Origin of the sequence: Acidovorax sp. SUPP3434, assembly GCF_030159015.1 — a bacterium.
Lineage (GTDB): Bacteria > Pseudomonadota > Gammaproteobacteria > Burkholderiales > Burkholderiaceae_C > Paracidovorax.
Genome location: NZ_BQXL01000006.1, coordinates 173517 through 191197, shown reverse-complemented (window position 1 = coordinate 191197; position 17681 = coordinate 173517). Strand labels below are relative to the sequence as shown.

Sequence of the window (17681 nt, the reverse complement as noted above, 5' to 3'; positions counted from 1 at the left end):
GGCGTGTCTCCTGTCTTTATGGGGTCGCGAATGTCCGGTGCGGGCCGTGCGGTGCGGCCCGTCTTGTCATGGCACCCGCAGATCAGCGCTGCAGCAGGCCCGCCTGCCGGACGGCGGCGCGCAGGGCCTCGACCTCCTGGGCGTTGGGCGCCTCGGTGGGCGGGCGCACGGTGGCGTCGTCGATCACGCCGGCCAGGTACATGCCGCCCTTCATGCGCGCATGGGCCTCGCCCGTGGGCTCGCCGCCGCCGTACACCGCGTCCTTGAGCGGCGTGATGACGGCCTGCACGGCCATGGCTTTTTTCAGGTCGCCGGCCTTCACGGCGTTCCACAGGTCGATGATGAGCTGCGGGATGAAGGTGGCGAAGCCCACCAGCGCGCCATCGACGCCCTGCACCATCGAGGCCAGCAGGTACTCGTCGTGGCAGGTGAGGATGGCCTTGGAGGCGTCGGCCTCGCGGATCGCCTGGATGTCGCGGGCGTACTTGTTCATGTCGCGCTGGCCCACCTTGAAGGCCTGCAGGTAGGGCAGCCGGGCGAGCTCGGCCAGCAGTTGCGACGAGTACGAGGCGCGCGTCCACGCCGGGTACACGTGGCACACCAGGTCCAGGCCCGGGGCCGCCCGGTGGATGGCCTCGAAATACTGCAGCGCATGGCCCGGGGTGAAGCCAAAGCGCAGCCAATGGTGGGGCGGCATGACATCGAGCGCCACGGCGCCGGCGGCCTGGGCGGCGCGGGCATGTTCGGCGGCTTCGGCCAGGCCCTCGCAGACGATGGAGGAGATGACGGGCGTGCGGCCCTTCAGTTCGTCGGCCACGATGCGGGTGACCTCGGCGCGCTCGGCGGGGGTGAGGGAAAACACCTCGCCGGTGTGCCCGTTGGTCATGATGGCCACCACGCCCTCGTGGCCGGCCAGCCAGGAAGCGAGCTTGCGCAGGGCGGGCTCGTCGATGCGGTGGTCGGGGGTAAAGGGGCACGAGATGGCGGGGATGATCCCGCGATAATTCGCGATGGAAGGCATTCAAGGTCTCCGTGATTGGGTGCAGGGGAACGACAACGCAGCGGATCTTCCGGCGACGGCCCCGCACCGTCCAATACCCGAATCGCATACATCTATCTGCACGGAACACGACGCCCATGGGACCTGGCAACCGCCCCCTCGATCTCGAATGGCTGGAAGACTTCCTGGCCCTGGCCGAGTGCGGCAATTTCTCGCGCGCCGCCGAGGCCCGGGCCATCGCCCAGCCCGCGTTCAGCCGCCACATCCGCGCGCTGGAGGAATGGGTGGGCGTGGAGCTGTTCGACCGCAGCGCGCACCCGGCCGCCCTCACGGCGGCGGGGCAGCGCTTTCTGCCCCTGATGGAAACCCTGCTGGCCAACCTGGAGGCCGCCCGCATCAAGGCGCGCGCCGCGCACGACACGGCGGCCGCCAGCCTGCGCTTCGCGGCCACGCACGTGCTCTCGCTCACCTTCTTTCCGCGCTGGCTGGGCCAGCTGGAGGCGCAGCTGCGCCTGGGGCCCATCCAGACCATGTCGGACAGCTCCCGGGCGTGCGAAGACCTGGCGCTGCAGCGGCGCGTGCAGTTCGTGCTGTGCCACGGCCATGCCGAAGCGCCCGGGCGCCTGCCTGGACGAGGCGCAATACCCCATGCAGCGGCTGTCGGACGACGTGCTGCAGCCGGTGAGCGCGGCGGGCCCCGACGGCGGGCCGCTGCACGCCATCGGCCGGGACGGCGCCCCGCTGCCCCTGCTGGCCTACAGCGACGCCTCGGGCCTGGGCCGCATCATGCGGGCGCGCATGCGCGGCGTGTACGGCGACGGCGGGGAGTCGGCCGTGCCAGGCGGCGTGGCGGTGGTGTTCACCGCGCACCACGCGGTGCTGCTCAAGACCATGGCGCTGGAGGGGCGCGGCGTGGCCTGGCTGCCGCGCAGCCTCATCGCCGACGACCTGCGGGCCGGCACGCTGGTGGCAGCCGGCGAGGCGGCCTGGAACGTGCCGGTGGAGATCCGCCTGTACCGCCAGCGCGCCGGCATGTCGGAGGTGGCCGAATCGCTGTGGGCGCTGGCCGCCAGCCAGGCCATCCCCGCCAAATAGCCCCGACGCCGGGAGATCGATTGCCTGTGTAGCTATTATTTTCATAGCAACCGGGCGATCCGGGTGCCGGGCCCCTGGCAGGTTGCTGGGAGCCCGGCCCGGAACATAATACAGGCCCTTCGCACTCCGACGGCCCCATGTACCGCGCAAGACTCTCCCTGGCATTCGCCGCCCTCGTGGCCCTGGTGTGCATCCAGGCCGCGTTCGTGTACTGGGGCACGCACCGCGTCAACGACTACGCCCAGCACAGCCGGCTGGCGAGCGACATCCTCTCGGAGTTGCTGGACCTGTCGGCCAACAAGCAGCGGCTGCGCGTGTGGGCCACCCAGCGCCTGATGAACGCCAATGCCGTGCCCGAGGTGCGGGAGCGGCTGCTCGAACGCATGCACGAAGGTGCGGCCGCCCTGGCGGAACTGGCCCGCCGCGACCTGGCCCACCGCGAGGGCATGTCCATGCCCCAGGAGGTGCCGCAACTCGTGGGCATGACGGAGCTGCTGGAGGACAACATCCGGGCCGTGGAGGCCCGCCTGGCGCAGTTGCAGCCGCTGGAGCCCGGGGCCGACTTCCCTGCGGTGTGGGAAGAGCTGAACGCCACGTTCGACATGGCGCGCGGCCTGGACCTGCGCGAACTCATCAACGGCGCCATCGAGCGCCAGCGCAGCGCCGTTCCGGTGGCGCGCGCCGCCACCGAGCGCGGGCTGGACGTGCTGCGCCAGCAGGCGATCACGCTGGTGATCGTCACCCTCGCCGTGGCGGCCCTGCTGGCGCTGCACCTGAACCGCCGCCTGCAGCGCCCGCTGGACCGCCTGCTCGCCGGCACGCGGGCCCTGCAGGCCGGCGCGCTGGACCACCGCGTGGCCACCGGCTCGAAGGACGAATTCGATCGCGTCGCCCAGCACTTCAATGCCATGGCGGCGGAGCTGCAGCAGCACCGCGCCCATGCCGATGCGGCGCGCCGTGAACTGGAGGACGCGGTGGAGGCCCGCACGCACGAACTGAGCGTGGCGCACGAGACCCTGCAGCGCGTGGACCAGCGCCGGCGCCAGCTGTTCGCCGACCTGGGCCACGAACTGCGCACGCCCGCCACGGCCATCCGGGGCGAGGCCGAGATCGCGATGCGCGGCGGCGACCGGCCGGCGCAGGAATACCGCCAGACGCTGGAGCGCATCGTGGGCGGCGTCGATCAGCTCACCAAGGTGATCCACGACCTGCTGCTGATCGCCAGGACCGAGGCGGACCAGTTGGTGATCCGCCCGAGCCGCCTGGACCTGCAGGCCCTGGTCACCGATGCGGCGGAGCAGGCCGCCGCCCTGGGCGGGCTGCACGGCGTGACCGTGGAGCCCCTGCCGCCCGCCCCCGGCGGCCCGCTGGTGGTGAACGCCGATGCCGACCGGCTGCGCCAGGCGCTGATGATCGTGCTGGACAACGCGGTGCGCTATTCGCAGCGCGGCGGCACGGTGCGCGTGGGCTGCCAGCCCGGCCCCGATGGCGAAGCCCAGGTGCTGGTGCGCGACGAAGGCATCGGCATCTCGGCCGAGGAACTGCCCGCCGTGTTCCAGCGCTTCGTGCGCGGCCAGCGCGCGCGGGCGCACCGCGCGGACGGCACCGGCATCGGGCTGTCGATCGCGCAGTCCATCGTGCACGCGCACCACGGCCGCATCGACATCGACAGCCAGCCCGGCGTGGGCACGGTGGTCCACATCACCGTGCCTTCGGCCAGCCACCCCGAAACCCTGTCCCCCGAGGAAACCGCATGAACATCCTGGTGGTCGAAGACGATCCGCGCGTGGCGGACTTCCTGCTGCGCGGCCTCAAGGCCGAAGGCTACAGCGTGGAGCTGGCGCGCAACGGCCCGGACGGCCTGGCCCTGGCGCGCACCGGCGATCCCGGGCTGCTGCTGCTCGACCTCATGCTGCCCGGCCTGAGCGGCCTGGAGCTGTGCCAGACGCTGCGCTCCGAAGGCCGCCACGTGCCGGTGCTGATGCTCAGCGCACTCAGCAACACCGAGGACAAGGTCAACGGCCTGCGGCTGGGCGCCGACGACTACCTCACCAAGCCCTTCGCGTTCGAAGAGCTGCTGGCCCGCATCGAGGCGCTGATGCGCCGGGGGCGCGAGCAGCGCCAGCGCGCCAGCACGCTGCAGGTGGCCGATCTGGTGCTCGACCTGGAGCGTATGCAGGCCAGCCGCGCCGGCCAGCCCATCGCGCTGACCGCGAAGGAACTGGCCTTCCTGGAGCTGCTCATGAGCGCGCCCGGCCGGGTGTACAGCCGCGAGCGCATCCTCTCCAATGTCTGGGGCACCAACGAGGACCCGCTGACGAACGTGGTCGATGTCTACGTGCGCCGCCTGCGCGCGAAAATCGACGAGGGCCATGCCATCCCGCTTCTGAAAACGGTGCGCGGCTTCGGGTACCGGCTGGACGCCGCGGCCGAGTGACACGGGGGCGAAAGCCTGTTCATCCGCGGTTCATTTTTGCGTCATCTGCCCTTCATGGGGCTGCACCGGCCGTGTTCATGCACGCCTTGAACAATAGGTCCTGTATCGCAGTGAGCGATGCAGTGCCGGCGAAGGCCGGCGCTTGACCCACTTTTCTCAAAGGACCCCATGAAGACGCTTCACACCGCCCTCTCCGCAGCTGCCCTGGCTCTGTTCTCCGTCTCCGCCCCGGCCTTCGCGCAGGGCCAGGGTGAGCCGGTCTGCTTCCCTGCCGACGAAAAACAGATCTCCGCGCTGTTCGACCGCTGGAACGCTTCGCTGCGCACGCTGGACCCGGACAAGGTCACCGCGAACTACGCGCAGGACGGCGTGCTGCTGCCCACCGTGTCCAATCAGCCCCGCACGACGCCGCTGGAAATCCGCGACTACTTCGTGAAGTTCCTCAAGAGCGAGCCGCAGGGCAAGATCGACAGCCGCACGATCCGCATCGGCTGCAACGTGGCGCAGGACTTGGGCACCTACACGTTCCGCTTCAAGGACGGCAAGACCGTGCAGGCCCGCTACACCTACGTGTACGAGCGCGTGAACGGCCAGTGGCTGATCGCCCACCACCACTCCTCGGCCATGCCCGAGACGGTGGCCGCCAAGTAAGCGGCCTTCCCACCGGCGCTCCATCGCCGGGCAGCGCAGGGGCCGGCATGCCGGCCCCTGCGCCGTGGCGCCTGCGTCAATACACGTCGCGGCGGTAGCGCCCGCTGCGCAACAGGCCCTCCATCGCCTCGTCACCGAGCGCGGCGCAAAGCGCGGCATGCACGCCCTGCGCCATGCCCACCAGGCTGCCGCAGACGTAGATGGCCGCGCCGTCCGCCACCCAGGCGCGCAGCGCATCGGCGGCCTCGGCCAGCCGGTCCTGCACGTGCACCCGCCGCGCCTGGTCGCGCGAGAACGCCAGGTCCAGGCGCGTCAGCAGGCCGCTGGCCTGCCAGGCCTGGATCTCTGCGCGGTACAGGAAATCGTGCGCCGCCTGGCGCTCGCCGAACACCAGCCAGTTCGGGCCCGCACCCGCCGCGGCGCGCGCCCGCAGATGGCTGCGCAGGCCGGCGATGCCCGTGCCGTTGCCGATCAAGACGAGGGGCCGAGCAGCGTTGTCCTGCAGTTGGAAAGGCCCGTGCGCGCGCAGGCGCAGCGGCACGGCGCCCCCCGGCGCCAGGCCCGCGCACAGCCAGCCCGATGCCACGCCGGGCGTGCCGTCCTCGCGCACGGCCTGGCGCACGGTGAGATGGATGCGTCCGTCACCCGCCACCGAGGCGATGGAATAGTCGCGCGGGCGTTGCGGGTCGGCCGGCGCGCACAGTTGCACCAGATCGCCCGACGCCCAATCGGCCACGGTGCCGGGCGGGGGCGCCAGCTCGATGTGAAACACCGGTGCGCCCAGGCTGCCCGGGTTGAGGTGGCGGCGCGCGGCCAGCGTCCAGTCGGCGAACGGCGGCGCCTCCCAGGCAGGCGCCCCGTTCAGGTTCGCGACCTGCGACAGCTGGTGCTGCCATGCCAGGAGCGCGGCCGGGGCGCCGTTGTCCATCTCCACCCGCTCGAACAACGGCACCGCGCCCTGCGCGCGCAGCCAGCCGTCCAGCTGGCGGCCGAAGCCGCAGTAGTGCGCGTATTGCCGGTCGCCCAGCGCGAGCAGGCCGTACTGCAGGGCTGCCAGCGAGGGCGCCGCGGCCGCACCCATCCACTGCCCCTGGAAGCCCGCCGCGTTGTCGGGCGCATCGCCCTCTCCGTACGTGCTGGCCAGGAACAGCGCACGGCGCGTGCGCTGCAGCAGCGCCGCATCCACCGCGCCCAGCGCGCACAGGTGCACGGGCTCGCCGGCCGCGTGCAGCAGGCGCGCGGTCTCGCGGGCCAGCGCCTCGGCCTGGCCCGTCTGGCTGGCATAGGCCACGAGCAGCGGCAGCGCCCCTTCGCGGGCCGAGGCCAGCTCGGCCGCCTCGGCCATCGCACGGCGTGCGCGGCGGCGCTCGCGCCGTGCGATGGCGGTGCACATCAGCCCATAGAGCAGGACCAGGATGAATGCCGCGGCAAGGCGCGGCACGGGAATCGAAAGAACCATGGGATGCAGCAGGCGATGGTGTCAGGCCCCCGTCAGCGCCTCGAAGGCCGGCGTCGCGGCCCAGGCCAGGCCCCGCGGCGTGCGCTCGCACACCAGTGCGGCCAGGCCCTGCCGCCGCGCGAAGTCCAGGCCGTCCTGCGGGCCCAGCACGGTGATGACGGTGGCCAGCGCGTCGGCTTGCATGCACTCGGCATGCAGCACCGTCACGCTCGCCAGCGCGTGGTGCACGGGCTCCCCGGTGCGCGGATCGATGGTGTGGGAATAGCGGCGGCCCGCATGGTCGAACGCATGCCAGAGGTCGCCCGAGGTGGCCACCGCCATGCCCTGGAGCACCAGCGCGCGCGGTGCATGGCCCGCGGGATCGGCCACGGCCACGCGCCAGGGCTGCCCGTCCGGCCGGCGGCCGCTGGCACGCAGCTCGCCGCCCACCTCCACCAGAAAATCGGTCCAACCCTGCGCCTGCAGATGCTGCGCCGCGCAGTCCACCGCATAGCCCTTGGCGATGCCGCTCAGATCGAGCTGCGCACCACCGGGCTGCCAAGCCTGGCGGTGCTCAGGCTGCAACGCGATGCGGCCATGGCCCACGCGGGCCCGTGCATCGCTCAGGGCCTGGGACGATGGAATGCGCGCCACGGGCCCGGCCTGCGGATCGCCCCCCGGGCCGAAGCCCCACAGGTCCACGAGCGGGCCCACGGTGGGATCCCAGGCGCCGCCGCTGCGCTGCGACCAGTCGAAGGCGCATTGCAGCACGGTGAAGAATTCGTCCGGCAGCGTGTGCCAGGTGCCGGCCGCGGCGCGGTTGAAGCGCGAGAGGTCGGAGTCCGGCTCCCAATGGCTCATCTGCTGCACGACCCGGCCCAGCGCGGCGTCGATGGCGACACGCACCGGCGCGAGCGGCGCGAAGCGCGGATTGCCCAGGCGCACGCGCCAGGTCGTGCCCATGGACTCGCCCGACAGCGTGTGCAGCGCGGCCGGATCGGCGCGGCGCGGCGACGGCGCCGTGGCATACCCGGCCGGCACGAACGAAGGCAGGACCGCGCCGCCCGCTGGCCGCGGCGGCCGCACTTCGGCGGTGGCGCCGCTGCGGCCACCGCCCTGCAGCGGCACGCCCGCATAGCGCACCCGCACGGGGGCGGACGGGGTCAGGGCAGTACCTCCAACGTGCCCACGTACGACAGGCGGCGTTCCTTGGCCTGGGGCAGCGACACCTTGTCGTCCTTGGCATCGGCATCGACCCAGTACATGCCGGCCTGCGGCCAGGTCACGCTGAACTCGCCCTTGGCATCGGTGGTGGCCTTGATCTCGTCCTGCTTGTCGCGGTAGCGCGTGGCACCCGCCACCAGCACCACCTCCAGCCCGGCGGCGGGCTTGCCGTCGATGTGGAAGGCGAAGGTGGCCTTGTCGCCCTTCACCAGGTCGTTGGGGTGCGTCACGGGCACCAGCTCCAGCCCTTTGCCGCTGGACTTCACGGCGCTGGGCTTGCCCACCGTCACGTAGGTTTCGATGCGCCCGGCCGACTGCGTGACCTTGAGGTCCTGGGCGTCGGCGGGCACCTCGGCCGCGAATTTTTCCGCCGTGCCGCGCCAGCGCCTGGGTTGGCCTGCCTTGTCCTTGTAGGTGGCGAACAGGCCGTTGTTCAAAACAGCCAGGCGGTAGGTGCCGGTCTGCGTGAGGTTCAGGTCGAACACGCTGCGCAGCTTGCCCTTGTGCGCGTTCTCGGGCGCCACGGCACTGCCGTCGGGGGCGGTGACGGTGAGGTTTTCCAGGCCCAGCGGGAAGTGGTTGAAGAAGAACAGGTCGTTGGACACCGCGGCGTCCACCGTGATCCATTCGGCCTTGGACAGCACGGTGGTGGACGGCAGCAGCCACACGTTGTGGGCTTGCGCGGAGGTGAACGCGCCGCAGAGGGCGACGAGGCAGGCAGCGGCGAGGCGCGATGGGGTCTTGAAATGCATGCGGAAACTCCGGACGGATGGGAATGGGGGGTGAAGGGCTTGCCGGGTCAGGGCTTGAGTTCGAGCGTGATCTCGCCCAGCTCCGTGGTGCCCTTGGCCCGCAGGGGCTCGCCCTTGGCGGCGGGCCAGGCGAAAGGCACGGTCACCACCTCGCGGCCGCCGACCTCGCGCGCGGCCTCCACCACCAGCTTGTAGTTGCCGGCGGGCAGCCGGGCGAGCGGGTTGGCGCCTTCGGTGAACTGCAGCAGGTGCTTGCCGGCGGGGCGCGTGGGACTGGTCACGCCGTCGATCGGCACCGACAGGTCGCGGCCCGTGCGGCGCCACCACTGGCGCATGTCCTTGAGCCACTTGCTGCCCTCGGCGTCCTTCATCTTCACGTCGTACCAGACGGCCAGGGTGGAGGCCACGGTGGCATCGGCGCGCTCGACCCACACGGCCACGTACGGGCGGTGGTATTCGGCCACGTCCAGGCGCGGGATCTCGATCCCCACGCCGAGCCCGGCCGCGAAGGCGGGCGCGCCCAGGCAGGCCCCCATCGCCACGGTGTAGCGCAGCTGCAAATGCTTTTTCATGGGCATTTTTCCTCTTTCGGTTCAGTGGATAAACAGGAACGCCAGCAGGGCCGGCAGCACCAGGCCCAGGCCGACCATCGGCCACGTGAAGGGCCGGTTGCCGGCGTGCATCTTCAGGATGAACAGACCCGTGATGCAGAACACCAGGCAGGCGGCGGCGAAAGCGTCAATGAACCAGCTCCATGCCGCGCCCGTGTTGCGTCCCTTGTGCAGGTCGTTGAAGTAGGAGATCCAGCCCCGGTCGGTGCGCTCGTACTCAGCCTCGCCATCCGCGAGGCCCACACGGATCCAGGCGTCGCCGCCGGGGCGCGGCAGCGAGACATAGACCTCGTCGGCAGACCACTCGGCCTCGCGCCCTGCCGTGTCGACGGACCACTGCGCCCGCGCCCAATCCTGCAGGGCCGGCGGCCAGGGCGCGCGGGCCTGCCCGACGGGGGGCGCCATAGCCTGGAGTACCGGCGCTGGCACGGTCGCCCGCAGGCTGGTGACCCGGGGCTTGGCCTCGATCTGGCCGGCGTGGTTGAGCGTGAACCCGGTCACCGCGAACAGCAGCATGCCGACGAGGCAGATGGCGGAACTCACCCAGTGCCATTCATGCAGGGTCTTGAGCCAGCGGGCGCGGCGGCGAGGGTCCGGAGGGCGGGTCATGCGGGAACGGAAGGGGCTGGATGGAGGGACAGGGAGCGAGCCACCGCACAGGGTGGCGCCCGGGAAAACCCGCAATTCTAGGGCGTCCAATTGAAAATGAATCGCATTTGCAAAATCTTTACCCGGAGGTCGTGGGCGCAGCGATTTGCAAGCCAGGGGTCGCGTGCTGCGCGCCTGGCACCGATGAATGCCCGCTTCGGCGTCGATATGAAACGCCCTTCACCCACGGGGCGCGTCCTCTCCGCCAGGCTCGCAGTCACACGGCGGCAATGGCGCGATAGCGGTTGACCGGCTCTGCCGCCCGCCGAGCGCGGGCGCGAACGCCGAAGGCATCCGACCGGCATGGATCTGGCGGCACGGCCCGTTTCGCATCGCGAGGGTGCTCCAGCGCCTGGAGCGCGCCGCACCCGCGTGAACCGGGGCCTGCACGGCCCCTTCTGAGCGCCATGCCGGCCTGCGCGAAGGCCGGTGCGTGGCGGCTGCGTTTCAGTCCATCTTCACGTTCGCGCTTTTCACCACCTGCGCCATGCGTGCGGCCTCGCTGCGAAAGAACGCCGCCGCCTGCTCGGGCGGCGTGAGCTTGATTTCGTAGCCCTGGGCCAGCAGGGCCTCGCGCGCCTCGGGCATCTCCATGGCGGCCTTGAAGCCGTTGTAGAGCCGCGCCACCTCGGCCTTGGGCAGGCCCGCGGGGCCGATGGGGGCGATCCACCCTTCCAGTTCGAAGCCCGACAGGCCCTGCTCGGCGATGGTGGGCACGCTGGGCAGCGTGGGCACGCGCACGGCGGTGGTGACGCCCAGAGCGCGCAGCGCGCCCGCCTTGATGTGCGCCGCGGCCGGCGCCACGGCCACGACGCCCAGTTGCACCTGTCCACCCAGGATGTCGTTCATCAGCGGCCCCATGCCCCTGTACGGGATGTGCTTGATGTCCACCTGCGCCTGGTCCACGAACATCGCCGCTCCCAGGTGCAGGATGGTGCCGTTGCCGGACGAGCCGTAGTTCAGCACGCCGGGTTTGGCCCTGGCGTACGCGATCAGCTCCTGCACGGTCTTGGCCGGCACCGACGGATGGGCGACCAGCACGAAGGGCGTGGCACCCAGCACGGTGATGGGCGTGATGTCGGCCAGCGAATCAAACGGAATGTTCTTGTAGACGGCCGGGTTCACCACGTGGTTGTTCGAGACGACGCCGATCACCGACCCGTCCCGCGGCGCCCGCACGATCTGCGCCGTGCCGGTGATGCCGCCCGCGCCGGGCAGGTTCTCGATCACGACCGGATGGCCCAGGGCCTTGGCCAGGCTGTTGCTGATGGCGCGGATGGCGCCGTCCGCGCCCGAGCCGGCCGACAGCGGCAGGATCACGCGCAGCGGCTTGTCGCCCGGTTGCGCGTTGGCCAGGCCCGGCACCGCGAGCGCAGCGGCGCCCCAGGCCAGTGCGCGGCGGCGGGTGAGAACGGCGGGGCGCAGCGCCAGTGCGCAGGGGGTGGGCAGCGATGTCATGGTTTGTCTCCGTGATCGTTGGGGGGATGAAGCGGCGGCGCGGTCTTTGCCGCACTCGCATGCCGGTGATGGGGCCGAGCCCGTTCTCGTCAGGCCACGGCGGCGGCCCCGTGCAGCGCGGCGATGGCCTCGGGCGCGTAGCCCAGGCCAGCGAGCAGTTCGCGCGTGTGCTGGCCCAGCTGCGGCGGGTCCAGCCGCACGCCCATGCGCTGGCCGTCCAGCCGCAGCGGCAGCAGGGTGACCCGCGCGGTGCTGCCGGCGCGTTCGCCGTCGGGCAAGGTGACATCGGCCAGGCCGCCCGTGGCATTCAGGTGCGGATCGTCGAACAGCTGCTCGGGGCGCAGGATGGGCGCGAACGGCAGGCCGTGCTGCTCGAAGATGGCCGACAGCGTTTCGGCCGTGTGCTCGGCCAGGCGGCGGCGCAGTTCGGGCAGCAGCGTGGCGCGGGCGCGCACGCGGTCGTTGTTCAAGGCCAGGCCCGGGTCGGCCTTCAGGTCGGCATAGCCCATGGCGTCGCAGAAGGTGACCCACTGCGCGTCGCTCACGGCGGCCAGAAAGATCTGCCCGCCGTCCTTCACGCTGAATACGTCGTACACCGCCCACGACGAGATGCGGTCGGGCATGGGCGCGGCGGGCTGGCCCGTCACGGCGTACTGCATCATGTGCTGGCCGACGAGGAACACGTTGTTCTCGAACAGGGCGGAATCCACCTCCTGCCCCCGGCCCGTCTGGGCGCGCTGCATCAGCGCCGCCATGGCGCCGATGGCGCCGAACATGCCGCCCATGATGTCGTTCACGCTGGTGCCCGCGCGCAGCGGATCGCCCGGGCGGCCGGTCATGTAGGCCAGCCCGCCCATCATCTGCACGACCTCGTCGAGCGCGGTGCGGTGCTCATAGGGGCCGGGCAGGAAGCCCGTGTGGTTCACGTAGACCAGCCGCTCGTTCAGGCGGGACAGCGCGGCGTAGTCGAGGCCGTACTTGGCCATCACCCCCGGCTTGAAGTTCTGCGCCACCACGTCGGCCGACGAGGCCAGGCGGATCGCCACCTCCAGCCCCTCGGGCTTGCGCAGGTCCAGGGCGATGCTCTTCTTGTTGCGGTTGAACATGGGAAAGAACCCGGCACCAGCGCCCAGCAAATGCCGCGTGCGGTCGCCGTCCACCGGCTCGACCTTGATGACCTCGGCGCCGAGGTCGGCCAGCACCATGCCGCACGTGGGGCCCATGACCATGTGGGTGAACTCCACCACGCGCAGGCCCTCCAGGGGCAGGCGCGGGCGCTCGGCAGTGGGGGCGAAAGAAGGATTCAAGGGAGCGTTCATGGGCGCAACGATAAGGGTTCGGTCAGGCAGGGTTCGGTCAGGCAGCGGACGCAACCGCTGCGGGGAAGGACGCGGCCGTGCGGGGCAGTCCGGCCTGCCAGAGCGCGCCGTGCAGGGTCTCCCCCTCCAGCCAGCCGGCCACGCGCTCGCGCAGCGCCAGCAACGCGGCCACGTCGAGGCCGGTGGAAACACCCATGCGCTCCAGCATAAAGGCGAGGTCTTCGGTGGTGACGTTGCCGCTCGCGCCGGGGGCATGGGGGCAGCCGCCGATGCCGGCCAGGCAGGCGTCGAATCGGGTGATGCCGGTCTGCCAGGCGGCGTAGGCGTTGGCCAGCCCCATGCCGCGCGTGTCGTGGAAATGCGCGCAGGCCAGCCGCTCGCCGACGAGTCCGCGGGCTTTCTCGAACAGGCGCTGCACGCCCGCCGGATCGGCATGGCCCACGGTGTCGGCCAGGCTCACGCGGTCGGCCCCGGCGTCGAGCAGGGCCTGCATCAGGCGCAGCACTTCGCTTTCGGCCACCTCGCCCTGGAGCGTGCAGCCGAAGGCCGTGCCCACCCCGCCTTCGATCAGGGTGCGGCTGCCCGCCGCATCGCGCGCCGCGCGGATGCGCGCCACCTCGGCCACCACCTCGTCCGGCGTCTTGCGCAGGTTGGCCAGGCTGTGCGCGTGGCTGGCGGACAGCGGTACGACCATCAGGTCGGCCTGGCATTCGATGGCCCGCTCCGCCCCGCGCAGGTTGGGCACCAGCACCGAGGCGACCAAACCCGGCAGGGATTTGGCGTGCGCGAGCACCTCGGCGGTGTCGGCCAGTTGCGGCAGCAGGCGCGCCGGCACGAACGAGCCGACCTCGATCTCCCGCTGGCCGGCCGCATAGGCGGCATCGACCCATTCGATCTTGCGGGCGGTGGGCACCACGGTGGCGATGCTTTGCAGGCCATCGCGCAGGCCCACCTCTCTCACGATGGCCTGGGCGGACGAAGGGGGGAGCAGATGGGCGGGCGGGCCTGCGGGCGTGCGGGGGGTCACGGAGTCTCCTGTCTGGGGTCTTGTGCAGGCATTCTAGAAATTCCCTTCCATCAATTCATGCCAATTTTGGAACGCCTAAGATTCCAGGCAGGAAAATCTTGACCCCCTTCCCTTTGTCCACCTTCCTTCCATGCGCCTGCCCGACCTCCAGACCCTCAAACTCTTCGTGGCGGTGTGCGAGCACCGCAACATCGCCCGCGCGGCAGAGCAGGAATCCATCGTCGGCTCGGCGGTGAGCAAGCGGCTGGCGCAACTGGAGGGCACGCTGGGCACGCCGCTGCTGGTGCGCAAGCGCCACGGCGTGGTGCCCACCGCCGCCGGCGAAACCCTGCTCGAACACGCCCGCACCATGCTGGCGAGCGTGCACCGCATCGAGCGCGACATGGCGGCCTTCGCCACCGGCATCCGCGGCCACGTGCGCATGCTGGTCACGGCCTCCGTCATGGCCGAATCGCTGGCAGACGACGTGGCGGCCTTCCTGCAGAACCCTGCGCACCGCGACATCCAGGTGAGCATGGAGGAACGGGTGAGCCCCGAGGTGGTCCGCGGCATCCGCGAAGGCAGTGCCTCCATCGGCATCTGCTGGGACGCGGCCGATCTGCAGGGCCTGGAAACGCGCAGCTATCGGCACGACCACCTGGCCATCGTCGCCCACCCCTCGCACCCGGTGGCGCGCCAGGACAGCGTGCGGTTCGCCGACGTGCTGGGCTACGAGTTCGTGAGCATGCCGGCCCTGAGCGCCGTGCACGTGCTGCTGGCGCGCGCCGCAGCGGTGGAGGGCAAGACGCTGGTGCACCGCGTGCTGGTGTCCAACTTCGATGCGGCGCTGCGCGTGGTGCGCGCCAACCTCGCCATCAGCGTGGTGCCCGCCGAGGTGGCGTTGCCGTTCGCCGCGGCCACGGGGGTGCGCATCGTGCCGCTGGCCGACCCGTGGGCCCGGCGGCGGTTCGCGCTGTGTTTCCGGCCGGCGCCGGGCCTGGCGCCGGCCGCTCAATTGCTGGTCGAGCACCTGGTGTCGGCGGGTGCCGCGGCGCGCTGAGGGAGCGTCCACCGGGGTCGTGGCAGGAGTGCAACAATCCTGTAACACCTGAGTATTTTTACCCCGCAGCGCAAGTGGGGTGCTGCTCTGGAGCTATTAAACTTGTAGCAAAATGGTTTCCACGCTATATTCACAGCGTTCCGGCCGCCCGGGTTTTGCCCGCTGCCGGATTTCTATCTCTCTATCGCGCAAGGAGAAGCTTTCATGAGCTCCAAGGAAAACGCCGCCATCAACCAGCTGTTCGAAAAGCTCGAATGCCGCTATGCGTTGCGCGTGCTCTGGGCCCTGCGCGACGGCCACCCCCAAACCTTCCGACTGCTGCAGGACAGCGTGGGCGGCATCACGCCCAACACGCTGAACACCCGCATCAAGGAACTGCGCGAAGCCGGCCTGCTGGACCACGGCAACGACGGCTACACGGTCACCCCCTCGGGCGTGGACCTGCTCAAGCGGCTGTCCGACGTGCAGGCCTTCGCCACCCGCTGGGTCGCAGCGCGGGTCAAGAAGTAAGTCGACCAAGCCGGCGCGAGGCCCCTCCAGCGTCCGCCACCCTGCCCGACCCGCGCACTGCGCGGGTTTGGTCTTTTAGGGCTCCAGCGCAATAAGCACTAGGGCATATAGCTATCATTTCAGTAGCACTTCGAAAGGAACACCCATGGCATTCATCACCACCCCCTCCGGCCTGCAATACGAAGACACCGCCGTGGGCGAAGGCGCCGAGGCCACGCGCGGCAACCACGTCAGCGTGCACTACACCGGCTGGCTCTACAACAACGGCGAGCAAGGCGCCAAGTTCGACTCCAGCCGCGACCGCAACGATCCGTTCGAGTTCGGCCTGGGCGCCGGCATGGTGATCAAGGGCTGGGACGAAGGCGTGCAGGGCATGAAGGTGGGCGGTCAGCGCACGCTGATCATTCCCGCCGCCCTGGGCTACGGTGCCCGCGGCGCCGGTGGCGTGATCCCGCCGAACGCCACGCTGAAGTTCGACGTCGAGCTGCTCGGCGTCGGCGGCTGATCGGCGCGGCGCGATCCGCACCGAGACCGGCGCCCGGTGGGCGCTGCCTCCCCCCAAAGGGCTGTGCCTTCGCAAGAAGGCACAGCCCTTTTCCATCTGGGGCGCCCTTGCCTGCCCGCTCGCGCTTTCATTTTCTTTTCCCCGCTCCCCGCAACCTTTGGCAACGCAGCCCGCACTCACGACGGCAGAAAAATGACTGCGATCTTCCAACGGAGCAATCTTGAAAATATCCAGAATCTTGTGGGGTGCGGTGCCGGCGACGGCGTTGGTGCTGGCCGGCTGCGGCGGGAGCGACGCCCCGCCGACGGTCACCTCCTTCACGGCCAAGGCCGTGGTGTCCGACGGCAGCATTGCAGGCACGCAGACCGATGCCAACCTGAAGAACGGCTGGGGCATCGCCTTCAACCCGAACGGCTTCGTCTGGGTGACTGCCACGGCCACGCAGAAGTCCACGCTCTATGACGGCAACGGCGTGCCGCAGGCCCTGGTGGTGACCGTGCCCCCGGCCGGCAGCGCTCCGGCCAACCCCACCGGCATCATCTTCAGCGGCACCAGCAGCTTCCCGGTCACCAAGAACGGCGTGACCGGCCCCAGCCGCTTCGTGTTTTCCAGCGAGGACGGCAGCCTCTCCGGCTGGAGCCCCGCAGCCGATCTGGCCAATGCCATCGTGACCTACCGGGACGGCGGCGGCGCGGTCTACAAGGGCCTGGCCGTGGCCACCCGCAACGGCGCGGACTTCCTGTACGCCACCGACTTCCGCAACAACAAGGTCGACGTGTTCAACACCAGCTTCCAGAAGGTGCAGCTGGCGGGCAGCTTCGCCGATCCGCAGCTGCCGGCCAACTACGCGCCCTACGGCATCCAGACCATCGGCACGCGCATCTACGTGACCTATGCGCAGCAGGACGCCAACCGGCGCAATGCCGTGGCCGGCGCCGGCCTGGGCGCGCTGAACGCCTTCAACACCGACGGCACCCTGGCGCAGCGCATCGTCACGCCCGGCGCCACACTCAACGCGCCCTGGGGCATCGCCCAGGCGCCTGGCAACTTCGCCGGGGCCAGCAGCCGCCTGATCGTCGCCAATGAAGGCGACGGCACGCTGCAGGCGTTCGACCCCGCAACGGGCGAATGGAACGGCGCCCTGGCGCAAAAGGACGGAACGACCCTGCAACTGGACGGCGTGCGCGGCATCGCGTTCGGCAACGGCCTGAACCAGCAGCCGCTGAACACGCTGTTCTATGTGGCGGGACCGAACAAGGGCGTGAACGGCGCCTACGGCCGCGTGGACGTGCAGCCCTGATCCGCGCCTTCCTGCCGCATCGCCCCGGCGCTGCGTCAGGACCGGCCCGCTGCGCGAGGCCGGTCAGCCGAACAGCGCCCGCTCCAGGCGCCGGTATTTTTCATCGCCCACCAGTTCGCGGATCTTCGGCGCCAGTGCGGCGAGGTCGTCGAAACTGCGTGCGCCCTCGACCGCCAGGTTCAGCCGAAAGCCGCGCAGCCCCAGGCTGGACGTGATTTCCGTGGCGATCGGATAGGCCGCCTGGTAGCGCTCCATGGGCGAGGATGCCTCGCCCGTTGCCGGGGCCGCGCCCGGTGCGCCCGCCGGGGACGGCATGCCCTCGGGCGACGCGTTCTGCAGGTCCGGCGCACTGCCGTCCGGCAACGACAGCAGGCCCTGCCCGACCATCGCCAGCACGTCGTCCATGCCGATGCCCATGGTCGCGGTGGCCGCCAGCACCTGCGCCAGCGTGCGCTTGCCATCGAACAGGATGAAGGCCGAACGCTGCCGCGAGGTCAGCGCGCCGTGGCGGTCCTTGAGGGCCAGATGGCCTGCAGATGTCTTGACGAGTAGCACGGTTCCCCCTGATCGTGTTCGGCGGCGTCGGGGACACGCGCCCGGCCGATGGTTGGGCGCAGCGTCGCACGCGGTCGGGGCTTTGTGAATCCGGGTTTATCCATAACCACCA

General features: G+C 70.5%; 17 protein-coding genes and 1 pseudogene. 8 read left to right on the top strand and 10 right to left on the bottom strand.

Features of this window, described 5'->3' with window-relative positions:
• Positions 1 to 82: 82 nt before the first annotated feature.
• Positions 83 to 1021 (bottom strand): dihydrodipicolinate synthase family protein, encoded by a 939-nt coding sequence (locus AVKW3434_RS12445; protein WP_284406081.1) that lies wholly within the window; start codon positions 1019 to 1021, stop codon positions 83 to 85.
• Between the two features lie 116 nt (positions 1022 to 1137).
• Here AVKW3434_RS12445 and AVKW3434_RS12440 point away from each other — a divergent pair.
• The 4 genes and pseudogenes from AVKW3434_RS12440 to AVKW3434_RS12425 all read left to right on the top strand — a co-directional run bounded on the left by AVKW3434_RS12440 (position 1138) and on the right by AVKW3434_RS12425 (position 5183).
• Positions 1138 to 2095: pseudogene (locus AVKW3434_RS12440) on the top strand (LysR family transcriptional regulator).
• Positions 2096 to 2232: 137 nt separating this feature from the next.
• Positions 2233 to 3852 carry a sensor histidine kinase gene (locus tag AVKW3434_RS12435; protein ID WP_284406080.1) on the top strand — a complete coding sequence of 540 codons (1620 nt, stop codon included), beginning with the start codon at positions 2233 to 2235 and terminating at the stop codon, positions 3850 to 3852.
• Positions 3849 to 4532, top strand: coding sequence for a response regulator transcription factor (locus AVKW3434_RS12430; protein ID WP_284406079.1), 684 nt, complete (start codon positions 3849 to 3851; stop codon positions 4530 to 4532). The genes AVKW3434_RS12435 and AVKW3434_RS12430 overlap by 4 nt, the downstream gene beginning before the upstream one ends.
• Positions 4533 to 4700: 168 nt before the next feature.
• A complete protein-coding gene (locus AVKW3434_RS12425; RefSeq protein WP_284406078.1) occupies positions 4701 to 5183 on the top strand; it encodes an SgcJ/EcaC family oxidoreductase in 483 nt (160 codons plus the stop codon).
• 76 nt (positions 5184 to 5259) lie between these two features.
• Here AVKW3434_RS12425 and AVKW3434_RS12420 read toward each other — a convergent pair whose 3' ends face one another.
• From AVKW3434_RS12420 to AVKW3434_RS12385, 8 genes are all read right to left on the bottom strand, one after another.
• Positions 5260 to 6642: a sulfite reductase subunit alpha gene (locus AVKW3434_RS12420; RefSeq protein WP_284406077.1), complete on the bottom strand. Its 1383-nt coding sequence runs from the start codon at positions 6640 to 6642 to the stop codon at positions 5260 to 5262.
• 21 nt (positions 6643 to 6663) lie between these two features.
• Positions 6664 to 7770, bottom strand: a complete 1107-nt coding sequence (locus tag AVKW3434_RS12415) for an FAD:protein FMN transferase (RefSeq protein WP_502869070.1) — start codon at positions 7768 to 7770, stop codon at positions 6664 to 6666.
• A gap of 14 nt (positions 7771 to 7784) precedes the next feature.
• Entirely contained in the window at positions 7785 to 8597 is an 813-nt protein-coding gene (locus tag AVKW3434_RS12410; protein ID WP_284406076.1) for a DUF4198 domain-containing protein, read from the bottom strand.
• Between the two features lie 47 nt (positions 8598 to 8644).
• Positions 8645 to 9169: a DUF2271 domain-containing protein gene (locus tag AVKW3434_RS12405; RefSeq protein ID WP_284406075.1), complete on the bottom strand. Its 525-nt coding sequence runs from the start codon at positions 9167 to 9169 to the stop codon at positions 8645 to 8647.
• 21 nt (positions 9170 to 9190) lie between these two features.
• Complete coding sequence (locus AVKW3434_RS12400; RefSeq protein WP_284406074.1) at positions 9191 to 9817, bottom strand: PepSY-associated TM helix domain-containing protein; 627 nt, start codon at positions 9815 to 9817, stop codon at positions 9191 to 9193.
• Between the two features lie 486 nt (positions 9818 to 10303).
• Positions 10304 to 11314, bottom strand: coding sequence for a tripartite tricarboxylate transporter substrate binding protein (locus AVKW3434_RS12395; protein ID WP_284406073.1), 1011 nt, complete (start codon positions 11312 to 11314; stop codon positions 10304 to 10306).
• A gap of 89 nt (positions 11315 to 11403) precedes the next feature.
• Entirely contained in the window at positions 11404 to 12633 is a 1230-nt protein-coding gene (locus AVKW3434_RS12390; RefSeq protein ID WP_284406072.1) for a CaiB/BaiF CoA transferase family protein, read from the bottom strand.
• A 37-nt stretch (positions 12634 to 12670) separates the two neighbouring features.
• Positions 12671 to 13660, bottom strand: a complete 990-nt coding sequence (locus AVKW3434_RS12385) for a hydroxymethylglutaryl-CoA lyase (RefSeq protein ID WP_502869069.1) — start codon at positions 13658 to 13660, stop codon at positions 12671 to 12673.
• Between the two features lie 130 nt (positions 13661 to 13790).
• Here AVKW3434_RS12385 and AVKW3434_RS12380 point away from each other — a divergent pair, with 130 nt between their 5' ends.
• The 4 genes from AVKW3434_RS12380 (at position 13791) to AVKW3434_RS12365 (ending at position 17014) form a co-directional block, all read left to right on the top strand.
• The gene (locus AVKW3434_RS12380; protein WP_284406071.1) at positions 13791 to 14699 is read left to right on the top strand and encodes a LysR family transcriptional regulator; all 909 of its coding nucleotides are present in this window, start codon (positions 13791 to 13793) and stop codon (positions 14697 to 14699) included.
• Between the two features lie 204 nt (positions 14700 to 14903).
• Entirely contained in the window at positions 14904 to 15209 is a 306-nt protein-coding gene (locus AVKW3434_RS12375) for a winged helix-turn-helix transcriptional regulator (protein ID WP_092744314.1), read from the top strand.
• Between the two features lie 145 nt (positions 15210 to 15354).
• Entirely contained in the window at positions 15355 to 15714 is a 360-nt protein-coding gene (locus tag AVKW3434_RS12370) for an FKBP-type peptidyl-prolyl cis-trans isomerase (protein ID WP_284406070.1), read from the top strand.
• A gap of 220 nt (positions 15715 to 15934) precedes the next feature.
• Positions 15935 to 17014, top strand: a complete 1080-nt coding sequence (locus tag AVKW3434_RS12365; protein WP_284406069.1) for a TIGR03118 family protein — start codon at positions 15935 to 15937, stop codon at positions 17012 to 17014.
• 63 nt (positions 17015 to 17077) lie between these two features.
• On the opposite strand, the gene AVKW3434_RS12360 is transcribed toward AVKW3434_RS12365, so the two are convergent.
• Positions 17078 to 17569, bottom strand: coding sequence for a hypothetical protein (locus AVKW3434_RS12360; protein WP_284406068.1), 492 nt, complete (start codon positions 17567 to 17569; stop codon positions 17078 to 17080).
• Positions 17570 to 17681: the final 112 nt, after the last annotated feature.